Annotated in this window: 17 protein-coding genes; 13 read left to right on the top strand and 4 right to left on the bottom strand. The window is 58.5% G+C overall.

Annotated elements, in window-relative coordinates:
* Positions 1–34 precede the first annotated feature (34 nt).
* From xerD to QZR14_RS05455, 7 genes are all read left to right on the top strand, one after another.
* Entirely contained in the window at positions 35–931 is an 897-nt protein-coding gene (xerD, locus tag QZR14_RS05485) for a site-specific tyrosine recombinase XerD (RefSeq protein WP_250607428.1), read from the top strand.
* A 240-nt stretch (positions 932–1171) separates the two neighbouring features.
* Complete coding sequence (gene dsbC / locus QZR14_RS05480) at positions 1172–1903, top strand: bifunctional protein-disulfide isomerase/oxidoreductase DsbC (protein WP_007908974.1); 732 nt, start codon at positions 1172–1174, stop codon at positions 1901–1903.
* Between the two features lie 130 nt (positions 1904–2033).
* The gene (locus QZR14_RS05475) at positions 2034–3338 is read left to right on the top strand and encodes a homoserine dehydrogenase (RefSeq protein ID WP_250607430.1); all 1305 of its coding nucleotides are present in this window, start codon (positions 2034–2036) and stop codon (positions 3336–3338) included.
* 109 nt (positions 3339–3447) lie between these two features.
* A complete protein-coding gene (gene thrC, locus QZR14_RS05470; protein ID WP_250607432.1) occupies positions 3448–4857 on the top strand; it encodes a threonine synthase in 1410 nt (469 codons plus the stop codon).
* Positions 4858–4977: 120 nt separating this feature from the next.
* Entirely contained in the window at positions 4978–6351 is a 1374-nt protein-coding gene (locus QZR14_RS05465; RefSeq protein ID WP_250607433.1) for a transporter substrate-binding domain-containing protein, read from the top strand.
* A 116-nt stretch (positions 6352–6467) separates the two neighbouring features.
* A complete protein-coding gene (locus QZR14_RS05460) occupies positions 6468–6875 on the top strand; it encodes a response regulator (protein WP_250607434.1) in 408 nt (135 codons plus the stop codon).
* A 166-nt stretch (positions 6876–7041) separates the two neighbouring features.
* Positions 7042–7323 carry a DUF3509 domain-containing protein gene (locus tag QZR14_RS05455; protein WP_250607435.1) on the top strand — a complete coding sequence of 94 codons (282 nt, stop codon included), beginning with the start codon at positions 7042–7044 and terminating at the stop codon, positions 7321–7323.
* 177 nt (positions 7324–7500) lie between these two features.
* Here QZR14_RS05455 and QZR14_RS05450 read toward each other — a convergent pair whose 3' ends face one another.
* Complete coding sequence (locus tag QZR14_RS05450) at positions 7501–8481, bottom strand: TIGR02285 family protein (RefSeq protein ID WP_250607436.1); 981 nt, start codon at positions 8479–8481, stop codon at positions 7501–7503.
* Entirely contained in the window at positions 8408–9607 is a 1200-nt protein-coding gene (locus QZR14_RS05445; RefSeq protein ID WP_311996069.1) for a CaiB/BaiF CoA transferase family protein, read from the bottom strand. The genes QZR14_RS05450 and QZR14_RS05445 overlap by 74 nt, the downstream gene beginning before the upstream one ends.
* Positions 9608–9753: 146 nt before the next feature.
* Between QZR14_RS05445 and QZR14_RS05440 the strand changes: the two genes are divergently transcribed.
* The 3 genes from QZR14_RS05440 (at position 9754) to QZR14_RS05430 (ending at position 13438) form a co-directional block, all read left to right on the top strand.
* The gene (locus tag QZR14_RS05440; protein WP_007908961.1) at positions 9754–10296 is read left to right on the top strand and encodes a YaeQ family protein; all 543 of its coding nucleotides are present in this window, start codon (positions 9754–9756) and stop codon (positions 10294–10296) included.
* Between the two features lie 55 nt (positions 10297–10351).
* The gene (gene recJ, locus QZR14_RS05435) at positions 10352–12061 is read left to right on the top strand and encodes a single-stranded-DNA-specific exonuclease RecJ (RefSeq protein WP_250607438.1); all 1710 of its coding nucleotides are present in this window, start codon (positions 10352–10354) and stop codon (positions 12059–12061) included.
* Positions 12062–12331: 270 nt separating this feature from the next.
* Positions 12332–13438, top strand: a complete 1107-nt coding sequence (locus tag QZR14_RS05430) for an NADH:flavin oxidoreductase/NADH oxidase (protein WP_250607439.1) — start codon at positions 12332–12334, stop codon at positions 13436–13438.
* A gap of 199 nt (positions 13439–13637) precedes the next feature.
* Here the strand turns inward: QZR14_RS05430 and QZR14_RS05425 are convergent, their stop codons facing one another.
* Complete coding sequence (locus QZR14_RS05425; protein WP_311996068.1) at positions 13638–15266, bottom strand: glucan biosynthesis protein D; 1629 nt, start codon at positions 15264–15266, stop codon at positions 13638–13640.
* Between the two features lie 403 nt (positions 15267–15669).
* On the opposite strand from QZR14_RS05425, the gene QZR14_RS05420 reads away from it, so the two are divergent.
* Positions 15670–15855, top strand: a complete 186-nt coding sequence (locus QZR14_RS05420) for a hypothetical protein (protein ID WP_250607442.1) — start codon at positions 15670–15672, stop codon at positions 15853–15855.
* Between the two features lie 49 nt (positions 15856–15904).
* Here the strand turns inward: QZR14_RS05420 and QZR14_RS05415 are convergent, their stop codons facing one another.
* Positions 15905–16417, bottom strand: coding sequence for a BRO-N domain-containing protein (locus QZR14_RS05415; protein ID WP_311996067.1), 513 nt, complete (start codon positions 16415–16417; stop codon positions 15905–15907).
* Between the two features lie 335 nt (positions 16418–16752).
* Here QZR14_RS05415 and QZR14_RS05410 point away from each other — a divergent pair, with 335 nt between their 5' ends.
* Positions 16753–17334 carry a ComF family protein gene (locus tag QZR14_RS05410; protein ID WP_007967761.1) on the top strand — a complete coding sequence of 194 codons (582 nt, stop codon included), beginning with the start codon at positions 16753–16755 and terminating at the stop codon, positions 17332–17334.
* 5 nt (positions 17335–17339) lie between these two features.
* Positions 17340–17897, top strand: coding sequence for a hypothetical protein (locus QZR14_RS05405; protein WP_064120574.1), 558 nt, complete (start codon positions 17340–17342; stop codon positions 17895–17897).
* The last annotated feature ends 23 nt before the right edge of the window (positions 17898–17920 follow it).

Below are 17920 nucleotides of genomic sequence, written 5' to 3'. Positions count from 1 at the left end.
GCACAGTCCTTGAGGCTGTGTGACTTGAGCGCCCATGCCTGCCATCGACCATCCGCTGATTGACCAATTCCTCGACGCTTTATGGCTGGAGAAAGGCCTGTCCGATAACACCCGCGGTGCTTATCGCAGCGATCTGGCGCTGTTCAATGGCTGGTTGCAGGAGAAAAACCTCGAACTGATCAATGCCGGTCGTGAACTGATCCTCGATCATTTGGCCTGGCGTCTGGAGCAGAACTACAAACCGCGTTCCACGGCGAGATTTCTCTCCGGTGTGCGTGGGTTTTATCGCTATTTGCTGCGGGAAAAGCTGATCAGCCTCGATCCGACATTGCGCGTCGACATGCCGCAATTGGGGCGGCCACTGCCCAAGTCCCTGTCGGAAGCCGATGTCGAGGCGCTGCTCAAGGCACCCGATCTGAGCGAAGCCATCGGCCAGCGCGACCGCGCCATGCTTGAGGTGCTGTACGCCTGCGGGTTGCGGGTGACCGAACTGGTCAGCCTGACGCTGGAGCAGGTCAACCTGCGCCAAGGCGTGTTGCGGGTGATGGGCAAGGGCAGCAAGGAGCGGCTGGTGCCGATGGGCGAAGAGGCGATCGTCTGGGTCGAGCGTTATATGCGTGACGGCCGAAGCGAATTGCTCGGTGGCCGCCCCAGTGATGTGCTGTTCCCCAGCCAGCGCGGCGAGCAGATGACTCGCCAGACCTTCTGGCACCGGATCAAGCATCAGGCCAAGGTTGCCGGGATCGGCAAGTCGCTGTCGCCGCACACCTTGCGCCATGCGTTTGCCACGCACTTGCTCAACCACGGCGCGGATTTGCGCGTGGTGCAGATGTTGCTCGGGCACAGCGACCTTTCCACTACGCAGATCTACACCCACGTCGCCCGCGCCCGATTGCAGGATCTGCACGCCAAACATCACCCGAGAGGTTAACTCCATACTCCCCCTGTAGGAGCTGCCGAAGGCTGCGATCTTTTGATCTTAAAAACAAAATCAAAAGATCGCAGCCTTCGGCTGCTCCTACATAAAGCGGTGTGATCTATGGCGACAGGCGCATTCGGCCACCGTGGCCTTATGTGTTAGGCTTTGCCGGTTTGCACGATGGACGGTTATGACCCGGTGTTCCGGCACGGGCGTTCTGATCGTTCCATTTGTCCGCCTTCAGGAGTTCTCATGCGTCTGACCCAGATTTTCGCCGCCGCAGCCATTGCGTTGGTCAGCACCTTTGCCGTCGCCGATGACGCGGCCGACAAAGCCATTCGTCAAAGCCTGGAAAAACTCGAACTCGAGGTTCCGGTAGAAAGCATCAGCGCCAGCCCGTTGCCAGGCATGTACGAAGTCAAGCTCAAGGGTAGTCGCGTGCTTTATGCCAGCGCCGACGGCCAGTACATCGTTCAGGGTTACCTGTTCCAGCTCAAGGACGGCAAACCGGTCAACCTGACCGAGAAGACCGAACGCCTGGGCATCTCCAAACTGATCAATGCCATCCCGGTGGCCGAAACCGTGGTCTACCCGGCCGTGGGCGAAACCAAATCGCACATCACCGTGTTCACCGACACCACTTGCCCGTACTGCCACAAGCTGCACGCCGAAGTGCCTGAGCTGAACAAGCGCGGCATCGAAGTGCGTTATGTCGCATTCCCGCGCCAGGGTCTGAACTCGCCGGGAGATGAGCAACTGCAAGCCGTGTGGTGCTCGAAAGACAAGAAAGCCGCCATGGACAAAATGGTCGATGGCAAGGAAATCAAGGCCGCCAAGTGCGATAACCCGGTTTCCAAACAGTTTGCCCTGGGGCAGTCGATCGGCGTAAACGGTACACCGGCCATCGTTTTGGCCGACGGACAAGTGATTCCGGGCTACCAGCCTGCGCCACAAGTCGCCAAACTGGCGCTGGGCGCGAAGTGATTCGCATCGTCACGGTCAGCCGTGACGATCATGGTCCGGCAGCCGCATCGCCGGGCCATCAATAGAGAGCCGCGAGCACGCGGTTGTTTTCCGGCCGACCCCGCGTCGGCCGTTTTATGGGGAGTTCACAGTGAATCCGGTCAAAGTAGGCATCTGTGGGTTAGGGACCGTCGGTGGCGGTACCTTCAACGTACTTCAGCGCAACGCCGAGGAAATTGCTCGTCGTGCCGGGCGTGGAATCGAAGTGGCACAAATTGCCATGCGCACGCCAAAGCCTCAGTTCCAGACGACCGGTATTGCGATTACCAACGATGTCTTCGAAGTGGCCACGAACCCTGAGATCGACATCGTTATAGAGCTGATGGGCGGCTACACCGTTGCCCGCGAGCTGGTACTCAAGGCCATCGAGAATGGCAAGCATGTGGTCACCGCGAACAAGGCTCTGATTGCCGTTCACGGTAATGAAATTTTCGCCAAGGCCCGCGAAAAAGGCGTGATCGTGGCGTTCGAAGCAGCGGTGGCCGGTGGCATTCCGGTGATCAAGGCGATCCGTGAAGGCCTGTCCGCCAACCGCATCAACTGGGTCGCCGGCATCATCAACGGCACCGGCAACTTCATCCTCACCGAAATGCGCGAGAAGGGCCGTACCTTTGAAGACGTGCTGGCCGAAGCCCAGGCACTGGGTTACGCCGAAGCTGATCCGACCTTCGACGTTGAAGGCATCGACGCCGCGCACAAGCTGACGATTCTGGCCTCCATTGCGTTCGGCATTCCGCTGCAATTCGACAAGGCTTACACCGAGGGCATCACCAAGCTGACCACCGCCGACGTCAACTACGCCGAAGCGCTGGGCTACCGCATCAAGCACCTGGGCGTGGCGCGCAGCACTGCCGCCGGCATCGAGTTGCGCGTGCACCCGACGCTGATCCCGGCCGATCGTCTGATCGCCAACGTCAACGGCGTGATGAACGCGGTGATGGTCAACGGTGACGCCGCCGGTTCGACGCTGTTCTACGGCGCTGGCGCTGGCATGGAGCCGACCGCTTCGTCGGTCATCGCCGATCTGGTCGACGTGGTTCGCGCCATGACTTCCGATCCGGAAAACCGTGTGCCGCACCTGGCCTTCCAGCCGGATTCGCTGTCGGCCCATCCGATTCTGCCGATCGAAGCCTGCGAAAGCGCTTACTACCTGCGCATTCAGGCCAAGGACCATCCGGGCGTACTCGCTCAGGTGGCGAGCATCCTCTCGGAGCGCGGCATCAACATCGAGTCGATCATGCAGAAGGAAGTCGAAGAGCAAGACGGTCTGGTGCCGATGATCCTGCTGACCCACCGCGTGGTCGAGCAGCGTATCAACGATGCCATCGCTGCTCTCGAAGCGCTGGCCGGCGTGAATGGTCCGGTTGTACGGATCCGCGTCGAGCACCTGAACTAAACAGAAGCAGCTGCAAGCTTCGAGCTTCAAGCTGCAAGTAAAAGCAGAGCCGCTTTTCACTTGTAGCTTGCAGCTTACGGCTTGAAGCCCAAACCGAAGGTTTGTCCTTATGCGTTATATCAGTACCCGCGGCCAGGCACCGGCCCTGAATTTCGAAGACGTCCTGCTGGCCGGTCTCGCCACCGACGGCGGTCTGTACGTCCCGGAAAACCTGCCACGTTTCACCCAGGAAGAAATCGCTTCGTGGGCCGGCCTGCCTTATCACGAGCTGGCTTTCCGGGTGATGCGCCCGTTTGTTACCGGCAGCATTCCGGATGCCGATTTCAAAAAAATCCTTGAAGAAACCTACGGTGTGTTCGCCCATAGCGCGGTCGCGCCATTGCGTCAGCTGAACGGCAACGAATGGGTGCTGGAGCTGTTCCACGGCCCGACCCTGGCGTTCAAGGACTTCGCCCTGCAACTGCTTGGTCGTCTGCTTGATTACGTGCTGGCAAAGCGCGGTGAGCGCGTAGTGATCGTCGGCGCCACCTCCGGTGATACCGGTTCGGCCGCCATCGAAGGCTGCAAGCACTGCGAAAACGTCGACATCTTCATCCTGCACCCGCACAACCGTGTGTCCGAAGTGCAGCGTCGCCAGATGACCACGATTTTCGGCGAGAACATCCACAACATCGCCATCGAAGGCAACTTCGATGACTGCCAGGAAATGGTCAAGAACAGCTTCGCCGACCAGAGTTTCCTCAAAGGCACGCGTCTGGTCGCGGTGAACTCGATCAACTGGGCGCGGATCATGGCCCAGATCGTTTACTACTTCCACGCGGCCCTGCAGTTGGGCGGCCCGGCGCGATCGGTGTCGTTCTCGGTGCCGACCGGTAACTTCGGCGACATCTTCGCCGGTTACCTGGCGCGCAACATGGGCCTGCCGATCAACCAGTTGATCGTCGCCACCAACCGCAACGACATCCTGCACCGCTTCATGAGCGGCAATCAGTACGTCAAGGAAACCCTGCACGCCACGCTGTCGCCATCGATGGACATCATGGTCTCGTCGAACTTCGAACGCCTGCTGTTCGACCTGCACGGTCGCAACGGTGCGGCGATTGCCGGCCTGATGGACACCTTCAAGCAAGGTGGCGGTTTCAGCGTCGAACAAGAGCGCTGGACCGAAGCGCGCAAACTGTTCGACTCGCTGGCCGTGGACGATGCGCAGACTTGCGAAACCATCGCCGAAGTCTACGAGCAAACCGGTGAAGTGCTGGATCCGCACACTGCCATCGGCGTCAAGGCCGCGCGCGAATGCCGTCGTAGCCTCGATATCCCGATGGTGATCCTCGGCACCGCACACCCGGTGAAATTTCCGGACGCGGTAGAGAAAGCCGGTGTAGGAAAAGCGCTCGAGCTACCTGCACATCTTTCTGATTTGTTTGAGCGAAACGAGCGTTGCACCGTTCTGCCAAACGAGCTGAAAGCCGTGCAAGCCTTTGTCAGCCAGCATGGCAACCGCGGCAAGCCGCTTTAAGCCAGTAAAAGCTGTCACATTTTGAAGCCCGTCTCCTGACGGGCTTTTTTGTTTCTGCTGCCACACTGCTCGGGTTTTCACCCACGAAGGACGGGTGAGTCGATCACGAAGGAAGTGGCAATGCTGTTTTATAGAGGTTTGAAACCGGCACTGGTTGGGGTGTTCCTGTTCGGTTTGCTGGGGTTGATGCGCTGCAGTGTGGCAGCGCAATTGGTGCTGAATAACGATGCCATGGCATCCAGCGTCCAGCCCATCGAACTGGCTGCGCATGAGCGCGAGTGGATTCGCGACAACCCCAAAGTGACGGTGACGTCGGTGCAGTACCCGTTGTATCTGTTTCAGGATGAGCATGGGCAATGGAGCGGCTTGAATAACGATGTGCTCAAGCGTGTGTCGGCGATGACCGGGCTGCAATTCGTGCATCAGGAGTCGTTTTCCACCGATCACATGCTTGAGCGTCTGGCGAGTGGCGCGGCGGATATCAGTACGACCCTGGCCATGAGCGAAGAGCGCAAGGCGTTTCTGGATTACAGCCACGCATTCGGTGGCGCCGGCTGGGTATTCGTCGGCCGCGCTGACGCGCCGCGCCTGGAATCTTTCGAGCAGTTGAGCAAACGGGTGCTGGTGCTGCCGGCCCGGCATGCGCTGGAAGACATGATCAGGCGTGACTTTCCCACAATCGAGATTCGCTCGGTCAAGACTTACGCCGAGGCGCGGGCGCTGGTCGAGAGCGGTGATGCCTACGCTACCATCGAAAACGAAATCGGCGCGCAGCTTTACCCCTTGGGTTTGCTCAAGGTCGGCGGTCTGGTCGAAGGCAAGTGGGAAGCCGATAACCTCGCCGTGCGCAAAGGCATGCCGGTGCTGCTGAGTATTCTCAACAAGGCCCTTGAGGCCTTTCCCGCGGCCGAGTTACGCGCGATCCGCCTGAAATGGCTGGAAGGTATTGCGCCGGCGCCCGTGCCGTCGATCTGGCAGCAGATGCTCGAATGGGGTTGCTGGGGCATGGCCGGATTCGGCGTGTTCGGCCTGCTGTCGTTAATATGGAATCGGCGTCTGACGGCAGTGATCAAATTGCGCCGCGTGGCGGAAAAGGATCTGGGCGATCAGCTGGCCTTTCAGCATGCATTGATCGACTCCATGCCGGATCCGGTGTTCGTCCGTGATCTGCAAGGACGGCTGATCATGTGCAATCGCAGCTATGAGGAGGCGTTGTCGGTGCGGCTGGATCAGGTGCTGGGACGGTTGCTGATCGAGGTGGACGCGCTGCCCGAAGCCACGGCGTTGATGCTGCACGACGAATTCATGGTGCAGTTGCGCACACGCAAATCGCGCTTCAGCAAACGCCGATTGCAATTCAAGAGTGGTCCCCGTGAGGTCTATCAGTGGACGGTGCCGTTCTATAGCGCCGACGGCAAACTGCGAGGGCTTTTGGGTGGCTGGACGGACATCACCCAGCGTCGCACAGAGAGCGGGTGTCGATGTCTGCAATGAAGATGGGAAATGTCCTATAAGACGCGGCTACTTTTCCGATGGGAGGCTTAGGACGGCTGCCCTAGAGTGACAACAACTGCGGTGAGAGTCCGCGATTGTCTCTCCAGAGGTCGCTTATGCGCTCGCTTAAAGTCCTGATACTTGAACCCAACCCGTTCCAGCTGATGGCGTTGCATCAAATGCTCAACGCCATCGGCATCTATGACGTGCTGACGGCGCCTTCGCTGGCATCGGCCCTGTCTTCACTGAGCCATCGCGGCGCGGTGGACATCGCCATTTGCGACCCGCAACTCAAGGGCGGCGATGGCCTGGCGCTGATTCATCATCTGGCGGCTCAGCGTGAGGCGCGTGCGCTGATCCTGCTGGGGGCGGTCGCGCCAAGCCTGTTGAACGATCTCGAGCCTTTGCTGCGTGAACACCACCTGCGGTTGCTGGGGCGCCTGCAAACCCCGGTCTCGGCGGTGCTCATGCGCGGGCTGCTCGACAGTTACTTGAGCGCCGCTTCACCCCTCGTGCAGGTTTGACGGGTACGGTTATTTTTCTGTCATCTTCGCCGTGCATGCTCTGACAGACCGGTGACACTCCAGAAACGGGGCGTTCGGTATGCAGAACTTTCTTCTCGGGCCGGTGGTCATTTATTGTGAACACGCCCCAGGCACACAGTTTTCGGACTATTGAGTGGAGATCGAGATGGAAAGTATCAGTCTATTGCTCGGTGAGGCTCTGAGCCCGTATCAGGTTTCGTTGTCTCCAAGCGGTTCCCATGGCGAATGCCGGGTGACCTTGAAGAACAGTCACGGCGCCATTGTGGTAGAGCGTGAATTCAATCAGGCACAACTGACCGACAAGCGCCAACTGACCGATGTCGTTGACGGCTTGCACCGCGATGTTCTGATTGCGGAAGGACGGCTGGAACCCTGTGTAATCGCGGCATTGCGCAACGCTGCGCTGGACAAACGTGCGGCGCTGTAAAGATGAAATATTTTTTGTGGGAACCTTCCTGCATTCCTGTCAGTCAGACCCGGTAACAGCAGGATCAAGCATTGTGCTCCGGTGCTTGTCGCTTGCTGCTACTGGTCTTTATGTAGGCCACGTTTAACCCCGAGTCGTCTCCCCACTTCTCGGGGTTTCTTTTTGCCTGCAACTTGCTCATGGCGCCGCTTGTTGCTCGAAGAACGATCGGGCCTGCTCGAGGTAGTCGCTTCGCATCGCCGGGTCCAGCCAGTCGGCGTACAACTGGTTCAGTTGATCGTGGGGAAGAGTGCGCAGCAGTTGGTTAATTTCGCTGATTGCCTGACGGCCCTGGCGTGTGTCGGAGCAGCCGATGTAGCCCGACAGGTATTTACCGGTGCCTCGGATCGGATAAAACAGCAACTCGTCTTCGGCGATTTGCGCCAGATGAGCCTGATAACGAATTTCTGGCCAATAGCCCAGCACCACCTGTAATCGTCCCAGGCGCTGCATCAGCAGCAGATTGTTCAGGGCGTCGTTGCCGTAATGAAGGGTCAGGGCGTCCCTAGGGGCCTGGCGTAGCAAGTCATCGACTATTTCACCGTAACTGCGTTCAGCCACGACTCCGATTTTCTCTTTGCCATTGGCTAGAAGCGATGCCAGATCGACTTCACCCTCCACGAGAAACGGCGCCAACACTTCGCGATCTTTCTGACGCACCACCAGCCCATTACTGACGGCGCGGAAGGTCGGGATGGAATACGCGATCCATTGCGCGCGCTCCTTGCTCCAGATCAGCGACGGGTCGCAAGTGAAGGAGGCTTCGTGAAGCATCTGGATGCCGCGGGCTCGATTGACTCGCATCAACTTGTGTTCGTATTGCGGCATGCCGGCAATCAGCATCGGCATAAGGTGATCAATGACACCCAGGCCCTTTTTCGGGCCTTCGAAAATGGTCAGTGGCGGCAGGTCGCGCAGTAACCAGATCAGCGTCGGTTTCGCCTGCGCGCCGTTCGACAACATGAGTAGAAACAACAAGCCGAACAGCCGCCACGTCCACCATTGATGGGCGTGGTTGGCGTGTGATGTCTGCCGGCGTTTCAGCTCAAATGGCTCCGTCTTCGCGCAACTTGGCGATCTGTCGCTCGTCGTAGCCAAGATCGTGAAGTACCTGCGCATTGTGTTCACCCAGTTGCGGTCCGACCCATTCTGAACTGCCAGGTGTCTCAGAAAGTTTCGGCACGATGCCCGGCATCTTGAAATCTTTGCCGCCGGGCAGCTTGGCCTGCAGGAACATCTCTCGGGCCAGGTACTGTGGATCGCTGAACATGTCCTCGGCGCTGAAGATCCGACTGGCCGGCACTTCGGCCTGATTGAGCAGATCGAGCACCGTTTGCAGCGGCAATGAATTGACCCAGCGATCGATCACCCCGTACAACTCGTCGCGGCGACTGTCGCGCCCGTCATTGCTGGCCAGTGTCGGATCGTTGGCCAGGTCTTCGCGGCCGATGATCAGCATGAAGCGTTTGAAGATCGCGTCACCATTGGCGCCGATCTGCACGTGTTTGCCGTCGGCACTGGTGTGAATAGAGGAGGGCGTGATGCCGGGCATGATGTTGCCGCTGCGCTCGCGGACAAAGCCGAACACGTCGAATTCCGGCACCATGCTTTCCATCATCGCGAAAATCGCTTCATACAAGGCCACATCGACAACTTGCCCGGTGCCGCCATTGACTTCGCGATGACGCAGCGCCATCAATGCGCCGATCACACCCCACAGTGCGGCAATCGAATCGCCGATGGAGATCCCGGTGCGCACCGGTGGCCTATCCTCGAATCCGGTGATGTAACGCAGACCGCCCATGGACTCGCCCACCGCGCCGAAGCCCGGTTGATCTTTCATCGGCCCGGTCTGGCCGAAACCGGACAGGCGCACCATCACCAGTTTCGGGTTCAAGGCGTGCAGGGTTTCCCAGCTCAGGCCAAGTTTTTCCAGCACACCGGGCCGGAAGTTCTCGATGAGGATGTCCGCTTCACTGAGGAGTTTTTTCAGGATCGCCAAACCGTCAGGGTGTTTGAGGTTCAGCGTCAGCGACTTTTTATTGCGCGCCTGAACGAACCACCACAGCGACGTGCCTTCGTACAGTTTTCGCCACTTGCGCAATGGATCCCCGCCGTCGGGCGATTCGATCTTGATCACTTCGGCACCGAACTCGCCGCAAATGCGCGAGGCAAACGGCCCGGCAATCAATGTACCCAATTCAATGACTTTCACACCGCTGAGCGGTTTGTTGGCGAACGGCATACTGAATCCTGTAGGACAAGGCTAAGCAGATACAGCGTTTTAACATAGCCGGCTGTCAGACGCCGCAGCTTGATCGCCATCAATTCGATGATTGCCTACCGCATCGGTTAGACTTGCCGACTTTCCTCGTATCAAGAAGCCCGTTCATGGCCCAGCCGTCCACTACCTACAAATTTGAACTGAACCTCACCGACCTCGACCGCAGTGTCTACGAGAGCGTCAAGCAGACCATCGCCCGTCACCCTTCGGAAACCGAAGAGCGCATGACCGTGCGACTGCTGGCCTACGCACTCTGGTACAACGAGCAGTTGTCGTTTGGCCGTGGTCTGTCAGACGTGGATGAACCTGCGCTGTGGGAAAAAAGCCTGGATGACCGTGTCCTGCACTGGATCGAAGTCGGCCAGCCCGATGCCGACCGTCTGACCTGGTGCTCGCGTCGCACCGAGCGCACCAGCCTGCTGGCCTACGGCAGCCTGCGTGTGTGGGAAACCAAAGTGATCCCGGCGATCAAGAATCTGAAGAACGTCAACATCGCTGCAGTCCCGCAAGAAGTGCTGGAAACCCTGGCCAAGGACATGCCCCGCGTTATCAAGTGGGACGTGATGATCAGCGAAGGGACGATCTTCGTCACCGACGACCGTGGTCAGCACGAAGTCCAGTTGCAATGGCTGCAAGGTGAGCGCGGCTGATCCTGCGTCACCACCGCAATAATCCCACGTAATCAAGAGAAGTCTCCGTCACCCCATGCGTATCGAACCTCGTCAACTGCCTGCCACTCTGCCGTTTCTCGGTGACCTGCCACCTTTGCTGACCCGTTTGTACGCGGCGCGGGGCGTGCAGTCCGAGGCGGAACTGGACAAGAGCCTGGCGCGGTTGATCCCGTTCCAGCAGCTCAAGGGCATCGACGCAGCGGTAGACCTGCTGGTGACGGCGCTGGAGCAACGCCAGCGCATCCTCATCGTCGGCGACTTCGACGCGGACGGGGCGACGGCCAGTACCGTCGGCATGCTCGGTTTGCGCTTGCTGGGCGCGGCGCACGTCGATTATCTGGTGCCGAACCGTTTCGAATATGGCTATGGCCTGACCCCGGAAATCGTCGAAGTTGCGCTGACCCGCGAGCCGCAATTGCTGATCACCGTCGACAACGGCATCTCCAGCGTCGAAGGCGTGGCGGCCGCAAAAAAGGCTGGGCTCAAAGTGCTGATCACCGACCACCACTTGCCCGGCGATGAACTGCCGCTGGCCGATGCGCTGGTCAACCCGAACCAGCCGGGTTGCGAATTCCCGAGCAAGGCACTGGCCGGCGTCGGCGTTATTTTCTATGTCCTGATGGCGTTGCGCGCGCGCCTGCGCAGTCTCGGCTGGTACGAGAACACGCCGCAGCCGAACATCGGCGAACTGCTTGATCTGGTGGCGCTGGGCAGCGTCGCCGACGTGGTACCGCTGGACGCCAACAACCGGATTCTGGTGCATCAGGGTCTGGAGCGGATTCGCGCCGGGCGCGCACGGCCGGGGATCAAAGCGATCCTTGAAGTGGCCAAGCGAGATGCTGCGCGCATTACTTCCACCGACCTCGGCTTTATCGTCGGCCCGCGCCTGAACGCCGCCGGGCGTCTGGATGACATGAGCCTGGGCATCGAATGCCTGCTCACCGCCGACGCCAACCTGGCCCGGGAAATGGCCGCGCAACTGGACGGTATGAACCAGGATCGCAAATCCATCGAGCAGGGCATGCAGCGCGAGGCGCTGGCGCAGCTCAAGGACTTGCCGGTGGAGTCGATGCCGTTTGGTCTGTGTCTGTTCGATCCGGAGTGGCACCAGGGCGTGATCGGCATTCTCGCGTCGCGGATGAAAGAGCGTTATTTCCGTCCGACCATTGCCTTTGCTGATGCCGGTGATGGTTTGCTCAAGGGCTCCGGGCGGTCGGTGCAAGGCTTCCACATTCGTGATGCCTTGAGCGTGGTGGCGGCGCAGCATCCGAACCTGATCGCCAAGTACGGTGGCCACGCGATGGCGGCGGGCCTGACTTTGCCGCAGGAGAACTTTGCCCTGTTCGCCGAGGCTTTCGACGCTGAAGTGCGCAGGCAGCTTCGCGAGGAAGACCTGACCGGGCGCATGCTCTCGGACGGCACGCTGGCGGTTGAAGAATTCCACCTTGAACTGGCTCGGGCCCTGCGTCATGCCGGACCTTGGGGGCAGCACTTCCCGGAGCCGCTGTTTCACGGCGTGTTTCAGTTGGTCGAGCAACGCGTGGTCGGCGAGCGGCATTTGAAGGTGGTGCTGAAAAGCGAGTGTGGCTCGGTGAAGCTGGATGGCATTGCGTTTGGTATCGACCGCGATATCTGGCCGAATCCGACGATTCAGTGGGTTGAACTGGCTTACAAGCTCGACGTTAACGAGTTTCGCGGCAACGAGACCGTACAACTGATGATTGCTCATATCGAACCGCGCTGAAGATCAAAAGATCGCAGCCTGCGGCAGCTCCTACATGGGAATGCGGTTTCCTGTAGGAGCTGCCGAAGGTTCGGGCCGCGATCGGACGATCTTTTCTTGAATTTCCCGCGATCCCCCGTTGTCGACTAGGCTCTAAGCACTGCTTGATTGGCCTTGTGACGTCTTGTCGAATTTTTTGCCCGCGGGGGCGGGTGCTGTACCTTTTTCCTGTCACTCGTCGACTATTCAAACAGAACCCTGGAGCCTGCCCACTGATTTGAGAGGTGCCCCATGAGTCTGCTGCTTGAACCCTTCACTCTTCGCCAACTGACGCTGCCCAACCGCATCGCCGTGTCACCGATGTGCCAATACTCCAGCGTCGACGGCCTCGCTAACGACTGGCATCTGGTACACCTCGGTAGCCGCGCGGTGGGTGGCGCCGGTCTGGTATTTACCGAAGCCACAGCGGTCACGGCCGAAGGGCGGATCACCGCCGAAGACCTTGGTCTGTGGAACGACGAACAGATCGAACCGCTACAACGCATCACCCGCTTTATTACGGCCCAAGGCGCCATCGCCGGGATTCAACTGGCCCACGCCGGGCGCAAGGCCAGCACTCATCGGCCGTGGATCGGCAAGCACGGCAGCGTCAAACCCGATGATGGCGGCTGGACTCCGGTCGGGCCGTCGCCGATTGCTTTCGATCCACAGCACACGCAACCGAAACAGCTGGATGAAGGGCAGATCGCCGATGTTATTCAAGCGTTCGTCGATGCCGCCAAACGTGCGCTGAAGGCCGGTTTCAGTGTGGTTGAAGTGCATGCCGCGCATGGTTATCTGCTGCATCAGTTCCTTTCGCCGTTGAGCAATCAGCGCCGGGATCAATACGGTGGTTCGTTTGAAAATCGTATTCGGCTGGTGCTGCAAGTAACTGAAGCGGTGAGGGCCGTCTGGCCTGAGGAATTGCCGGTGTTTGTCCGCGTGTCGGCCACCGACTGGGTGGAGGACGGCTGGAACCCGGATGAAACCGTGGAGCTGGCGCGACGCCTGCACAGCCTTGGCGCGGATCTGATTGACGTGTCGTCGGGTGGTACGGCGGCCAACGCGGAAATTCCGGTCGGGCCGGGTTATCAGACGCGCTTCGCCGAACGCGTACGCAAGGAGTCAGGCATCGCCACCGGCACTGTCGGAATGATTACCGAACCTGCGCAGGCTGAGCACATTCTGCGCACCTGTCAGGCCGACATCATCTTCCTCGCCCGAGAACTGCTCCGTGATCCGTACTGGCCGCTGCATGCCGACGATGATCTGGGGGGACGCAAAGCGGTGTGGCCGGCGCAGTATCAGCGCGCGACTCATCGGGATCAGCCGATTCATGAGTCGGATCTGCGCGATTGAGTGGGTAGTAAAGCAAAAAGCCCCGGCCAGTGATGGCCGGGGCTTTGTTTTGTCTGTTTGTCTTTCGCTGCGATGCTGCCGCCATCGCTGGCAAGCCAGCTCCCATAGATTTGGTGGCGTACGCAAAATCTGTGATCAACACCCATCACTGTGGGAGCTGGCTTGCCAGCGATGAGGCCCGTGCAGGCGCCTCAAATCCTCAAGGGTACTTACGCTTGTCCGGCGCCGGCGGGAAGTACTGGTACAACCAGGTCTCGCTCAGCGTGCGGTCATTGGTGCGAATAAACAGGCGCAGTTCCACCGGCTCCACGCTGTCATTGGTCGGGTACCAGTCGAACAGGATCCGGTAACCCTTGATGTCATCCAGCACCAGCACGCTGAAATCCTGCACCTTGCCGTTCGAGCACGTCACTACCGGCTCGATCCCGGTGCCCTGCGGCAAGCGCTCGAGACCGCCGCCAGTGAAGTCCACGGCAAAACGACGCGCCCAGACCGGCGGGTAATGCTCGCCCGGTGCCCAGCCTTCAGTGAAGCCGCCCATGCCGGAACGGGTCGCGTGTACGCGGGCCAACGGCGTGCCCACCGGCGGCAGAGCGCTCCAGTACAGCTTGTAGCCATAGTTCAGCGAATCCCCGGCAGCCACCGGCTTTTTCGGTGTCCAGAACGCTACGATGTTATCGAGGGTCTCGCCGGTGGTCGGGATTTCCAGCAGATCGATCGAGCCTTCGCCCCACGCGGTGGTCGGTTCTACCCACAGGCTCGGGCGCTTGCTGTACCAGTCGACAGTGTCCTGATAGTTGGCGAACTCATGGTCGGTCTGCACCAGGCCGAAACCCTTCGGATCCTTGTCGGCAAATGCGTTGAACTGCAGGGTCGCCGGGTTGTTCAGCGGGCGGCAGATCCACTCGCCGTTGCCGCGCCACATCGCCAGGCGATCCGAATCGTGGATTTGCGGGTGAATGGTGTCGCACATGCGGCGTTCGTGAGTGCCGCAGCTGAACATGCTGGTCATCGGCGAGATGCCCAGTTGTTCGATGGCGGTGCGCGCGTTGATGTGCGCGTCGACTTCCATCACCACACGCTCGGCCTGGCAATCGATGTCAAAGCGATAGGCACCGGTCGCGCTCGGCGAATCGAGCAGCGCGTAGACGACAAAGCGCGTGGCGTTTTGGTCCGGGGTCTCGAACCAGAACTTGGTGAAGTCGGGGAATTCTTCGCGCTTCTTGGCGTAAGTGTCGATCGCCAGGCCGCGAGCGGAGAGGCCATATTGGCCAGTCGCATCCACCGCACGGAAATAGCTGGCGCCGAGGAATGACACCACGTCATGACGATCGAGTTCCGGTGCCTTGAACAGTTTGAACCCGGCAAAACCCAGATCGCCTTTCAACTGCTGCGTGTCGACCGAGGTGTTTTCGTAGTTGAACAGCGCCGGGCGGAAATGCACCTCGCGGGCGGTGCGGGTCTTGGGATCGACGCTGTACATGCGCACCGGCTGACGGAAACCCATTCCGACATGGAAGAACTGCACGTCGAGTTGACCCTTGTTCTCCTTCCACAGCGAATGCTCGCCGTCATAGCGGATCGCATTGAAGTTCTGCGGGGTCATGGTCGCCAGGGTCGGTGGCAGCACCTGTTTGGTGTCCTGATAAGCGTTGCCGGCCAGTTGCTTGGCCTGGCGCTTCAGCGCTTCGAAGTCGAAGGCCTGCGCCTCGCCATCGGCGGCGCCGCCATTGGCCGCCCAGGCACGGGTGGCCAGCAGGCCGGTGGCCGAAAGACCGGTGTAAGCCGCAATGGCCATGGACGCTTTGAGCAAATTCCTGCGGTGCATAAATACAACCTGTCGTGAGCAATCCCGCGCCGTTCCTGGCACGTGCTGGATCAGAAATAACGGTTCGGACAAGCCTTCGGCCAAACGCAACGGACTATTAACAGATGCCCGCTAGCTTAAACGGTTCGCTCGCAATGCAAAATTCGTTGATTCACCGCGTAAGTGTGTCAATGAAACAAGACATGTCGGTTAAAAATCTGACAGGGCGTTCTGATTTACACGGCATATCTGCTTTTTTCGACTAATTACTCTAAAAACCGCTTTTCAGCGCCGATTTAATTTCTATTCTATGGACATGACCGGTGCAGCCAAAAGAGCCGGTAAGGCACACGACACTGCTGTAAGGGGCAGGGCGATGTGGTGGTTTAGCAGTTCTTTGACGTATTAGAGAAGGACATCGTCCATGGCAAAAATACAAGGCATCACCGAAATGTTGGGCATCTTTCCCTGCCTCGGCAGCGGTCGCAAAAGACGTCGGTTGAGCTCCGACGAAGTGAAACTGGTGGAGCGTTATCGAGAGCTGTCAGAAGGGGACCGGATTGCGATGCGCTATCTGGTGGATGCGATGCGGAGTGTTTCGCGGTTTTGAGTGGACATAAAAAGGGGCGGCCTGAAAGGTCCGCCCCTTTTTATTTGGATCAGCTACACGTTCCCAGTACTGGATACGGCCGCTGGCCGTGCATCAACTCCGGCACATCCCGCCATTTGACCCACGCCTGCTGTTGCCAGTGCAGCAACGGCACGGTGACGCCTGCCCAACGCATCGAACTCAGGCTCGGGTGGTTTTCCACAGGGCTTGATTGGGTTTCGCGCAGCATCGGGATGACTTCATGGCTCAGCCACTGGCGCAAGTGTCGGTTTTCCGGGACGAAGTGATGGGCGAGCAGGGCAAACAGGCCGGACTCGCTGACCATCGCGCAATCGATGATTTCGCCGTCCTTGCGCAAGAGCACATTGCGGCGCTGGTCGGGATCAAGTTTCAGGGTGAGGCGTTCGTTCAGGGGGTAGCCCATCAAGCGACCGAGATCCTGGACGCAGAACCAGGCTTCGTGGTCTTGCATGAAGGCGTGGAGGAAGCGGTTGTGGCGGGTGAAGGCGGTGGGGGTGAAGAAAGCGGAGTTTTCAGAAGGAATTTGTACGTGGTTAGGCATTTGTCGACTCCAATATTGAGAATAGAGCCGCCACTCAAATGAGTGCGGTCACGCCGTTTTGATATTTACTCCGGCTCCGACACCGGGCTGCTGATTTCGCCGCCGAGAGAAAGCCTATCGGCTAGCAACCTACGACGCCAAGTCGGCTCTATCGATTCCTTCTGTAGGAAAGAGGTTTTATCTCTGAGGGTCGTATCTGTAGGAGATGCCTGTTTTTGCATTGGTGCCAGCGAACCCGCCCCTAACCAGTGTTTTTTCCGTTATTTGTTTGAATCTTGCGCATCGCTACAGATGCTCAGCTCTTGGTTTCAGGGTTCAAAGGAATGGAGAATTCAATGAAGGTATCCCTCAAACAGATCAATGGCCCATGGGATCAGGGCTGGGTGCTGGACAAACACATGGTAAGTAGTACCTTTCTTGGCAACGATGATCGCGGACATCCGTGCTTCGATAATCAGCGCACTGAGATAGGCGAGGCGACCTACCAGCTCAAATACCAGAAGGATTGGACTCAGGTCGGCCCACTCGCCCAAGCGGTAGCGACAAATGTGTTCCCGAAATTGGATCAGGTAGGTTTTGTAGTGCCTATGCCAGCTTCAAATATTCGTCAGCGACAACCCGTAACTGAGGTTGCCTTGGCGTTGGGACAAATTACTGGACTGCCGGTTTTCTCGGATTTGCTTCGAAAAGCAGCCACCGGAAAGTCGCTCAAGGATTTGCATTCGAAAGCAGACAAGGTTGCTGCGATTGGAGACAGTTTCAGCGTCAATGATGAAATCACTACAGATGGGCGCTGGAATGTTTTGGTTGTAGATGATTTGTTTGATAGCGGGGCGTCGATGGACGCGGCCTGCGCTGTTTTACGTAAATATCCAAAGGTAGGGAAGATTTACGTAGCAGCGCTAACTTGGAAGTGAACTCAATGACGACTGTATTTATTGCCGGCTCTATCAACATCAAGAACCTTGATCCGAAGGTCAAAGAGCGTATCAATAATATCGTTGCGTCTGATTTTGAGGTGGTAGTGGGTGATGCAGGTGGCGCCGACACCTCCATTCAGGAGTACCTGTTGAGCCTCGAACGATCCAGAACCACGGTGTTCTGCAGTGGCTCGGCACCGAGGAACAACCTAGGGCAGTGGCCCGCCAGAACAGTCGACTCCAAGCATTCCAAAGGCTCGAGAGCTTTCTTCACTGAAAAAGACGTCGTCATGGCTGAAGCGGCTGACTACGGCTTGATGATCTGGGATGCAAAGAGCACCGGCACGCTCAGCAATGTCATTGAATTGTTGTCGAGAAAGAAGAAGTCGCTTGTTTTCGTCAACAAGGAAAAGGAATTCAAAGTGGTCGGAGACGTCAGTCAGCTCGAAGAATTGATTGCATTCATGTCTGATCACGCCAAGCAAAAAGCCAACGAAAAAATCAAACTGTTCGACCGTATTTCCCTGTTGAAGCACGATCAGGCAGAGCTTTCTTTTTGATGGTTTTTCTCGGCTTTCCTGAA

Origin of the sequence: Pseudomonas sp. rhizo66 (genome assembly GCF_031931925.1) — a bacterium.
GTDB lineage: Bacteria > Pseudomonadota > Gammaproteobacteria > Pseudomonadales > Pseudomonadaceae > Aquipseudomonas.
Note: the sequence above shows the minus strand (reverse complement) of the source record. Positions and strands in the feature narration are given on the sequence as shown.

Excerpts from the sequence above, each read along its gene's own strand:
- xerD (WP_250607428.1), top strand. The coding sequence starts at position 35 with ATGCCTGCCATCGACCATCCGCTGATTGACCAATTCCTCGACGCTTTA.
- dsbC (WP_007908974.1), top strand. The coding sequence starts at position 1,172 with ATGCGTCTGACCCAGATTTTCGCCGCCGCAGCCATTGCGTTGGTCAGC.
- thrC (WP_250607432.1), top strand. The coding sequence starts at position 3,448 with ATGCGTTATATCAGTACCCGCGGCCAGGCACCGGCCCTGAATTTCGAA.
- QZR14_RS05465 (WP_250607433.1), top strand. The coding sequence starts at position 4,978 with ATGCTGTTTTATAGAGGTTTGAAACCGGCACTGGTTGGGGTGTTCCTG.
- QZR14_RS05460 (WP_250607434.1), top strand. The coding sequence starts at position 6,468 with ATGCGCTCGCTTAAAGTCCTGATACTTGAACCCAACCCGTTCCAGCTG.
- QZR14_RS05455 (WP_250607435.1), top strand. The coding sequence starts at position 7,042 with ATGGAAAGTATCAGTCTATTGCTCGGTGAGGCTCTGAGCCCGTATCAG.
- QZR14_RS05450 (WP_250607436.1), bottom strand. The coding sequence starts at position 8,481 with ATGCGCAGGTACTTCACGATCTTGGCTACGACGAGCGACAGATCGCCA.
- QZR14_RS05445 (WP_311996069.1), bottom strand. The coding sequence starts at position 9,607 with ATGCCGTTCGCCAACAAACCGCTCAGCGGTGTGAAAGTCATTGAATTG.
- QZR14_RS05440 (WP_007908961.1), top strand. The coding sequence starts at position 9,754 with ATGGCCCAGCCGTCCACTACCTACAAATTTGAACTGAACCTCACCGAC.
- recJ (WP_250607438.1), top strand. The coding sequence starts at position 10,352 with ATGCGTATCGAACCTCGTCAACTGCCTGCCACTCTGCCGTTTCTCGGT.
- QZR14_RS05430 (WP_250607439.1), top strand. The coding sequence starts at position 12,332 with ATGAGTCTGCTGCTTGAACCCTTCACTCTTCGCCAACTGACGCTGCCC.
- QZR14_RS05425 (WP_311996068.1), bottom strand. The coding sequence starts at position 15,266 with ATGCACCGCAGGAATTTGCTCAAAGCGTCCATGGCCATTGCGGCTTAC.
- QZR14_RS05420 (WP_250607442.1), top strand. The coding sequence starts at position 15,670 with ATGGCAAAAATACAAGGCATCACCGAAATGTTGGGCATCTTTCCCTGC.
- QZR14_RS05415 (WP_311996067.1), bottom strand. The coding sequence starts at position 16,417 with ATGCCTAACCACGTACAAATTCCTTCTGAAAACTCCGCTTTCTTCACC.
- QZR14_RS05410 (WP_007967761.1), top strand. The coding sequence starts at position 16,753 with ATGAAGGTATCCCTCAAACAGATCAATGGCCCATGGGATCAGGGCTGG.
- QZR14_RS05405 (WP_064120574.1), top strand. The coding sequence starts at position 17,340 with ATGACGACTGTATTTATTGCCGGCTCTATCAACATCAAGAACCTTGAT.